We start from the raw sequence: 9,147 nt of genomic DNA on the forward strand, positions 1-9,147 counted from the left end.
ATCCCCGCCCCGCTGCCAACCCCAACACTGATGCCGGAACGCCTTTCCACCTCGCTGGCGAGCTCTCGATCCACCCTAGCGAAGCAGGTTAGCACGCGCGATACACAGGAACTGGAAAGAATAGCATGCATACCCGCACAATGATCGTGCAGGCTGAAACAGCTGTAACCCGGAGCGACAACGCTATCGTGCCGCCGCTCCAGGTCAGTCCAGAGGTTTGACCGCCGGCTCTCGCAGTCTGGATGATTGATCCCAGGGGTGATGGGCATCCGCACCCTCCGAAGCACGGGATGCGCTCGACTTCGAGCGCTCCACCGATCACCGAGGTCAATCCTATTTTGCTGCGATCCTGGTTTGAATGCGCAAGGCCTGGACCGAAACAGTATCCTCGTCGATGAGCTTGGAATACTCGTCCTTGCTCCAGGGGTTACCGCTCTTGAAGACGTACCATTTCCCCTTTGGTTCGCGCTTCTGGTAGATGGTATCTCCAACCTTCAGATGCCTGAAGCACGTCCTGTTCTTCCCGCTCGTCTCTTTCGTCTTCCAGGTCGCAACCATGCAGAGTTTCCCGCTGTTGGTCAGTTCCCAATGGCCTGTGCCATAGGTATCCACACCATCGGTGCTCGACCACGCCACGAAGGAACGGTTGGCTTCGGAGAACCGACCGCCGCCGACCTGCCACTGCCACGTCTTGTTGTCATAGATCTGCTTGAGCTCGCGCGGCGGAACGGGAACCGCACCCGGCGGCACCACGGATTTCTGGGTGGCTGCATGCGCTGCGGCAGCCGTCATCAGCATTGCCACGCCTACGCCGAAGCCTATGAGGCGAACACTACTAGCCATCGATCATCTCCGTGATTTGAGCTTTCGGATTTATTTGTACAATTGGAGCTCGCGGCGTAGCGCGCACCAGGTTGCCAATCGCGACGCGCTTGCGAGGCGTGCTTGCCTTTGCTGCTCGCTGGCGGCTCGCCTTGCCGACCGAGTGAACATGGAATCCGAACTCCTCGGCAAGATGATCTTCGTCATAGACGCCACGGAGGTCGACGATGAGGCGGTCGCGCATGATCGTCCCCAACCGCGCGAAATCGAGGTTCACGAGCACGTCCCAGTCGGTCATCAACACAGCGATGTCGGCTTTCGCCGCACATTGATAAGGATCCGCCGAGAACGTGATATCATTCAACATCAGACGAGCATTGTTCATGCCTTCTGGGTCGAACGCACTGATCTTGGCCCCCTCGTTCTGCAACGCCTGGATCAAGGAGAGCGAGGGCGAATCCCGCATGTCGTCGGTATTTGCCTTGAACGTGAGGCCGAAGATCGCGACCCGCTTGTTGCGGAGACTGCCGTTGACCAACTGACGCAGCCTGTTGATGAGCGTGCGTTTGCGCGCGGCGTTCACCGAGATGGTTTGTTCGACCAGCCGCATATGGACACCGTATTCCTGCGCGGTGCGCAGAAGCGCGATCGTGTCTTTCGGGAAACACGACCCTCCATATCCGGGGCCTGCGCTGAGAAAGCTCGGACCGATACGCTTGTCGAGGCCCATTCCGACGGAGACGTGCTTGATGTCGGCACCGATCTGCTCGCACAGGTCGGCCATCTCGTTGATAAAGGTGATCTTGGCGGCCAGAAACGCGTTCGAGCCGTATTTGATCAGCTCGGCGCTGCGTCGGCCCGTTGTCAGGATCGTCGTGCCTGCGTCCGCCGCGACCTTGTAGACATCCGACAGCACGCCCCTGGCCCAGACATCATCCGTACCGATCACCACGCGATCCGGGTTCATGAAATCATAGATCGCCGAACCTTCCCTGAGAAACTCGGGATTGGAGGCAACGGCGAAATTGAGCTCGGGCCTGATTTCGCGGATGATCCGCTCGATGCGATCGCCTGTCCCGACTGGCACCGTCGACTTGGTGACGACGACCAGATCGTCGGACATGTTTTCGGCGATGTTCCTGGCGGCCGCAAAAACATACTGCAGGTCCGCCTCCCCATCCAATCCACCCGAGGGAGTGCCGACAGCGATCAGAGCGACGTCAGCGCCCTTGATCGCGTTCGCCAGATCCGTTGTGAACTCCAGCCTCTGGGCCGCCATGTTCGACAGGATCAAATCATCAAGACCTGGTTCGAAGATCGGAACGATGCCAAGCTTCAAACCTTCGACCCTTGACGCGTTGATGTCGACGCAGACAACATGATGACCCCACTCGGCCATGCAAGCGCCGCTGACTAGGCCGACATATCCCGTACCAAGTACGACAATTTTCTTCGTGAAAGATTGCACGTCATCGTCCCCTTTTCTGATGAGTTTTGAATGCGTCCCAACTCGCTTCAAACCGCCAAAGCCACCGAATCCGAAACCTTGCCGAGCTCTCGCTCGAAGTAGGCGATCGTGCGCTTCAAACCATGATCAACCGAGGTGGAAGGCTTCCAGCCGATTTCACGCTCGGCCTTCCTGATGTCGGGACGGCGCTGTTGTGGATCGTCCACCGCCGACGGAAGATGGATGATGCGCGAGCTTGAATTGGTCAGGGCTATAATCTTCTCCGCCAGCTCCAGCACCGTGAACTCCGATGGGTTGCCGATATTGATCGGACCTGTGACGCCCATGGATGATTGATAGAGTTTCAGGAAGCCGCCGATGAGATCGTCGACATAGCAGAAGGACCTTGTCTGGTTCCCGGAACCATAGACGGTAATATCCTGATTGGTCAGAGCCTGGACAATGAAATTGGAAACAACACGACCGTCGTCCGGCCGCATGCGAGGGCCGTAGGTGTTGAAGATACGACCGACCTTGATGGTGACGCCGTAGCAGCGCGCATAGTCGAAAATAAGGGATTCAGCGCAGCGCTTGCCTTCGTCGTAGCAGGCGCGAGGGCCGATCGTATTGACGTTGCCGAAATAGGTCTCGACCTGGGGCGATATCACAGGATCGCCATAGACCTCAGAGGTGGACGCCTGGACAAAAATGGCGCCGTTTTTCTTGGCGATCTCCAGACCGTTCAAGGTTCCGAGAACGTTGGTCTTGGTGGTACCGACGGGATCGGCCTGGTAAGCCGGTGGCGAGGCAGGGCTCGCGAAATTGAAGAACGCGTCAACCTTGAGATCGAACGGCGCGCGCACGTCGTGGTTTTTCAGCTTGAAACCCGGCGTGGAAACAAGGTGCTGAATATTGTCCAGCCGACCGGTGGAGAAATCGTCGACGCAGATGACCTCATGGTCGAGCTTGAGAAGCTCCTCGCACAGATGCGAGCCAAGAAAACCGGCGCCTCCAGTGACGGCGGCAACTCTTCGTTGCTGGCTTCTCTTGGGGGAGATGCTTCCGCTTCGAACGGATGATGCTGGCGCTTTAATTCCACTCATGGCGATCGATACTCCTAGATTGTTGGAGACAGCGGATCTCCCTCCGCAAGGAAACCCGCGGACGACAGAAATCCGGAAGTCGTTAAAACAGCGGCGATGGAGAGAATGTTCTAGAAATACAATCGCAGCACAAATAGAGATACCGCGAAATGAGCCATGGCGACCCACAGTGAGGATTTATACCTCAGATATCGAAAGATATACTCTCGACATACTTAAGATTACCGAAGTCGATTTAATCGTCAATAACTAATTATCATATTGTTAATTTTTTTATTGCATTGCATCCAAGGCTGATTCGATCCATGCTGCACCGCATCAATCTCCACGAAAATGCATAGCTGGATTAGAGCAAGATGATTTCAGCTAGAAGCGCAAGGGTATGCGGATTAGCTCTCTGCCTGTTGGGGGGTGACATGCCTCTTTTCGATCATCTTCGAGTGGCAGGGCCGACAAAGGCCTCCGCTTCGCTTCAGAGTTGGTTTCAGTATGGCATCTATGATCCTGGGAGCAGGATATCGAGAAACCAGATCTTTTCGATTTCCCACGTGTTCCTGTACTGGCAGGACATCAACACAACGGCTCTGGATCGAAGCATAGCCACGGCCGATCGGAATGGTCGCGATCTCCTGGTGACGGTCGAGCCCTACACCCTGGCAAGTGATTGGCGAAGCGGATCAGGGCAGCTGCTTTCCGACATCACCGCCGGTCGGTTCGATGCACAGATCGCCAACGTCTGCACAGCTTTAAGCAAAGCGAAGCATCGAATTTACGTTCGCTGGGCACATGAGATGGAAGGCACTGAAGGGCGCTACCCTTGGGCCGGAAAAAAGCCGCAGAACTATATCGACGCGTATCGTCATTTCGTGACGCGATGCCGGGTTTTCCTTCCCGCCGCAAAGTATGTCTGGTCACCAAGAGGCGCCTCCAATTTCGAGGCGTACTATCCTGGCTCCGACTATGTCGACGTCGTTGGCTTCGCGATATGGGGGCTGCAGCGGTGGGAAATCAAGCGCACCGGCCGCGCAAGGACATATCTCGAGACATTGGCTCTGACCTACCAGAAGATGAGCGGCTTTGGAAAACCAATGATGGTCGCCGAGGCGGGCGCGGCTGGAGACCAAGCTTACAAGAGCGCTTGGCTTTCCGCTATGTTTCAGGGGCAGACCTATGCAAACGACTTCCCGAACTTGTTCGCGGTCGTCTACTTCAACGACAAGGAGCCGTATCACTGGCCAGGCGGATATGGCTCTCCCGACTGGCGCATGGACGAAGCCGACATCCCGCAGCAGTAGCGTGATCTTGGCAACCCGCGTCGCCTCGGCGGTCATGCGTTGGCGGACCTCCAGGACGTGTTTAGTCTCTTCTTCAGGCGAAGCGCCGGTTCCTCAATGAGGCGCCAGGACAGCCAGGCGATCGGAAGCGTCACCGCCAAGGAAACAGCAAACAATTCATACCAAGCCACACCAGGCCACAGTGCGCGGACGGTTTGCTGCACAGGCCAACCGTAGAGATAGGCCCCGTAGGAAAGATCGCCCAAAGGCCTGACATCGGGCAAGCGTATCGCCCTCGTCGTGGCGAGATACATGATCGGATAGGCAGCGCAGAAGGGAAAGATAAACAGCAGGTTTCCATACATCGCCATCATGACGCAAAGCACTGCAAGCGCCGAGGCGAAAAGTGGATCGAGCTCAAATCGACGCGAAAGGAAGGCGACGAGGACACCGCACAGGAAAGACGGAAGCAGGAACGCCATATCCGAAATAAACTTGGTGCCAGCGTGGACAAAGATCTGCGTCTGGAAGGCTAGCGTCAAACCGAGAAGCACCAGAATCCCCACTGCGCTCATCAGCCGAAGGCGATACAGCAGGAATATCAATAGATAGCACGATATCTCAACGGGGATGGTCCAAAGGCTGCCATTGACGATGGCGCCGAGCCACTCGGTGGTGCCATAGAACTGGACTGAGGGGATGGAGCTCACCGAATTGGGCAACAAGAAGTTGAGGCCAACAAAACTCCATCCGACGTTCGAGCGAAGATATGCAGCGATGCCGAGGTGAGAAAAGAAAGGCGCAAGGAGTAGAGCGCAGATGATCATGCTCACGAGGAGACCCGGATAAATGCGCAAAAAGCGGTCCAGCAGGAACCTGCTGCTACCGCTGGATCGCTGAAGGCTGTGAGCGACAAAATATCCACTCATGATCAAGAAGGCCATGACCGCATATATCCCAAGGATATTGTGAGCTCCCAGCAAGCGAACGAAAGGCTCGTTGGCCTCCGTATCTTCAGCGATCAGAAAAGAATGGGAGAACAGCACGCAGCTTGCAAAGACCAGACGCATGAAGTCCGCGTTCTGGGCGTATGTATTGGCACCACTATTCTTGCTGGCATCAATCATTAGAAAATCCTTACAGCATGTTCGGTTGCTCGGCGATTAGAAGTATCCCGAATGACCTACCTTGGCCGCTTTGATTTCCGCCCCTTAAATATATTATCTTATCTTCCATGATGGACACGGAACAATATTTGTACTTTTTTCAAAGCGTATCTATTTTTCAAATTGACTGCAATATTAAATTATGAATATTTAATTAATAGGGTTGGGATACACCAAGGCAAAACTGCATCAATGCGCAGCCGATAATGCCTAATATTTACAACAAAATACCATAAATACAATAGATTAGCGCGGCCATAACCTGGCCGGGCGTCATCAACCCGCTCCACAATCGCGCAGCCATCGTCGCAGGATATACTTGCGCATTGATGAGCATCCCGACGCGATACTGGAACATATTTAGAAGGTGTATCTCGTGAAAAATACAGTCTTGGTAACGGGTGGTGCCGGCTTCATCGGAAGCCATACCTGCAAACAATTGCAGATGAGCGGCTTCGTGCCGGTGGTCTACGACAACCTATCGACGGGTCACGAAACCAATGTCAAATGGGGACCGCTGATCAAGGGCGAATTGCGCGACATGGATCACATCAAGCGTGTGATCAAGCTCTGGGAGCCGGCTTGTGTCGTCCATTTCGCCGCCTCGGCCTATGTCGGTGAATCGACGGAGAATCCCAGCAAATACTATAACAACAACGTTCGAGGCATGATCTCCCTGCTGGATGCCTGCAAGGAGACGGGCGTCCGCAACATCGTCTTTTCGAGCAGTTGCGCCACATATGGCATGCCCCCACAAAGCCCGATCACCGAGAGCACACCGCAAAAGCCGATCAATCCCTATGGTCCTACCAAGCTGATCGGCGAATACATGCTTGAGGATTACAGGGCCGCCTACGATCTCTCCTACGTTTCACTTCGGTACTTCAATGCCGCCGGTGCCGATCCGGACGGGGAGTTGCGCGAAAGACATGATCCGGAGACGCATCTCATTCCCCGCGCTATTCTTGCGGCCGCCGGCCGCCTGCCGCAGCTGCAGATTTTCGGCAATGACTACGAAACCCCTGATGGTACGTGCATCAGAGACTATATCCACGTGACCGATCTCGCGCGTGCGCATGTACACGCGGTGAACTACCTCCTGGAGGGCGGAGAAAGTGCCGCGATCAACCTGGGCTCAGGGCAGCCGACGTCGGTGCGGGAGATCGTCAACGCAATCGCGAAGTTCAGCAAGCGGTCCATTGCCGTCAAGGAAGAAAACCGCCGTGCCGGGGACCCACCGGTACTCTGCGCCGACACCTCCTACGCCCGCGCAATGCTGAAATTCACGCCGATGCATTCGGATATCGATACGATCATCAAAACCGCGGCTCCGACCTTCGGCCTGGAGGTTGCCGAATGAGCTCAATTGAAATGCAAGGACCGACAGACCTGTCTCCCGGCGCGGTTCAACCGCGCCCACTGGAGCCGCTCTTCAGCGGCTCCGCGAAATCGACCTTCATCGTCGGATTCCTGATATGGTGGGCGTCATTCATCTATTTCTGGATGTGGTGGCTGCAGCCGGACCACATCCAGTCATGGGCAATGTACGGGCTCGCGACCTTTATTCTTGCCTGGGTCACGATAACACCCGTCTACTTCATGCTGCTGTTCTACCGAGCCAAGATCATTCCAGCAGAGCGCGAATGGCTGCAGCCGCCTCCCCGCATCGCCCTCGTTGTCACCAAGGCGCCGTCGGAGCCGCTGGAGGTCGTCGCCAAGACGCTCACCGCCATGATGGCGCAAGTGGGCCATCCCTTTGATGTGTGGCTGGCTGACGAAGATCCCTCTACAGAGACAAGAGCCTGGTGCGTCGCACGCGGGGTCCGGATCTCGACCCGCAAGAATGTCGAAGCATATCATCAGACCGCATGGCCAAGACGAACGCGATGCAAGGAAGGAAACCTTGCCTACTTCTACGACATGTATGGATACGAACTCTACGACTTCGTCCTGCAGTTCGATGCCGACCATGTTCCTGAGAAGACCTATTTGGAGGAAGTAATGAAGGGCTTCGCCGACAGCCGGGTAGGTTATGTCTCGGCGCCCAGCATCTGCGACGCGAACGCCCAGACGAGCTGGTCTGCCAGGGGACGGCTATACGCCGAAGCCAGTATGCACGGCTCTCTCCAAGTCGGATATAATGACGACTGGGCACCCCTATGCATCGGGTCGCATTATGCAGTGCGCACCGCCGCGCTGAAGCAAGCGGGCGGCCTCGGTCCGGAATTGGCGGAAGACCACTCCACCACGCTGCTCATGAATGCGGCCGGGTGGCGCGGCGTGCATGCGATCAACGCCATTGCGCATGGCGATGGCCCGCAGACCTTCGCGGATATGGTGGTCCAGGAGTTCCAGTGGTCGCGGAGCCTGACGACGATCCTCCTGCAATACCTTCCTCGCTACTACGCCCAACTGCCTGGAAAATTGAAGTTCCAGTTCGTGTTTGCGCAGCTGTGGTATCCACTTTTCTCGATCGCCATGGCCGTCATGTTTGCGATGCCGCTGGTCGCAATCCTGGCCGGACGCAATTATGCAATCGTCACCTACTACGACTTCCTGATCCACTTCACGCCGATATCCCTGTCGCTGATCTTCTTCTCATTCTTCTGGCGGCGGACGATGAGCTACCGCCCGTTTGATGCGAGGGTTTTCTCCTGGGAGAACATTCTCTACGTTTTTGCCCGATGGCCCTGGTCCCTGATCGGATGCCTATCGAGCTGCAAGGACAAGGTCACGGGCAAGTTAGTCGATTTCAAGATAACGCCAAAGGGCACAAAACAAACTGACCATGTTCCGGCGCGTGTTCTATACCCCTATGTCACACTCGCCCTTCTATCGGCCAGCGTCGCAGCGTTCTTCCCGACAACAGAGGCGGCGCACGGATTCTACATCTTCGCGATCATGAATGCCTTGATCTACTCCTTGCTGGCGCTGTTGATTTTCATCTTCCACGTGACGGAAAACAAGGTTCGGTCACTCCCGCGCCTACCCTCGCTATGGCTAGCAATTCTTGGGATCATGCTTTCAATTTTCATCGGGGCATACGCAATTCCCAACCACGGGCGTCTGGGCTTGGTGGCCCTCACGAAGGGCACTCAGATTGAAGCCAGCGTTGCGCACCATCTAGGGGTGGACCTCCAGCAACTCACATATGCACCGTCGGCACGTCCTTCGGTTTGGCTATGGCGGTGAACTGCGCACCCCGACGCAGCTTATGGAGTCGCACCACCGCCGTATACGCAGGCATTGTTTTCAGCGGCACCGATCCCTGATCCACGTCTGGCGCGTGGCCGCGAGCGCATCCGCCTGCGGGGGGATCCACCCTCCCCGCTGAA

General features: G+C 56.1%; 7 protein-coding genes and 1 pseudogene. 4 read left to right on the forward strand and 4 right to left on the reverse strand.

The genetic code is table 11. From position 1 onward, the window contains the following. Nucleotides 1–333: 333 nt before the first annotated feature. The 3 genes from QTL94_RS17530 to QTL94_RS17540 are packed head-to-tail and all read right to left on the reverse strand — an operon-like array spanning nt 334 to nt 3,372. On the reverse strand, nt 334–843 hold the full coding sequence (locus QTL94_RS17530) for a DUF995 domain-containing protein (protein WP_065690667.1): 510 nt from the start codon (nt 841–843) through the stop codon (nt 334–336). After that, the gene (locus QTL94_RS17535) at nt 836–2,290 is read right to left on the reverse strand and encodes a UDP-glucose dehydrogenase family protein (protein WP_289802682.1); all 1,455 of its coding nucleotides are present in this window, start codon (nt 2,288–2,290) and stop codon (nt 836–838) included. The genes QTL94_RS17530 and QTL94_RS17535 overlap by 8 nt, the downstream gene beginning before the upstream one ends. Nucleotides 2,291–2,337: 47 nt before the next feature. Continuing rightward, nucleotides 2,338–3,372 carry a UDP-glucuronic acid decarboxylase family protein gene (locus QTL94_RS17540; RefSeq protein ID WP_289802683.1) on the reverse strand — a complete coding sequence of 345 codons (1,035 nt, stop codon included), beginning with the start codon at nt 3,370–3,372 and terminating at the stop codon, nt 2,338–2,340. A 416-nt stretch (nt 3,373–3,788) separates the two neighbouring features. On the opposite strand from QTL94_RS17540, the gene QTL94_RS17545 reads away from it, so the two are divergent. Beyond that, nucleotides 3,789–4,667 (forward strand): glycoside hydrolase family 26 protein, encoded by an 879-nt coding sequence (locus QTL94_RS17545; RefSeq protein ID WP_289802684.1) that lies wholly within the window; start codon nt 3,789–3,791, stop codon nt 4,665–4,667. A 32-nt stretch (nt 4,668–4,699) separates the two neighbouring features. Here QTL94_RS17545 and QTL94_RS17550 read toward each other — a convergent pair whose 3' ends face one another. Further along, on the reverse strand, nt 4,700–5,773 hold the full coding sequence (locus tag QTL94_RS17550; protein WP_289802685.1) for an acyltransferase family protein: 1,074 nt from the start codon (nt 5,771–5,773) through the stop codon (nt 4,700–4,702). 415 nt (nt 5,774–6,188) lie between these two features. On the opposite strand from QTL94_RS17550, the gene galE reads away from it, so the two are divergent. The 3 genes and pseudogenes from galE to QTL94_RS17565 form a co-directional block, all read left to right on the forward strand. Then, nucleotides 6,189–7,172, forward strand: a complete 984-nt coding sequence (galE, locus tag QTL94_RS17555; RefSeq protein WP_289802686.1) for a UDP-glucose 4-epimerase GalE — start codon at nt 6,189–6,191, stop codon at nt 7,170–7,172. Next, nucleotides 7,169–9,004, forward strand: a complete 1,836-nt coding sequence (locus tag QTL94_RS17560) for a glycosyltransferase family 2 protein (RefSeq protein WP_502944147.1) — start codon at nt 7,169–7,171, stop codon at nt 9,002–9,004. Before galE ends, QTL94_RS17560 begins: the two co-directional genes overlap by 4 nt. A gap of 39 nt (nt 9,005–9,043) precedes the next feature. Next, nucleotides 9,044–9,147 (forward strand): annotated as a pseudogene (locus QTL94_RS17565) (ABC transporter ATP-binding protein); the annotation flags it as partial.

Origin of the sequence: Rhizobium sp. S96 (genome assembly GCF_030382195.1) — a bacterium.
Taxonomy (GTDB): domain Bacteria; phylum Pseudomonadota; class Alphaproteobacteria; order Rhizobiales; family Rhizobiaceae; genus Rhizobium.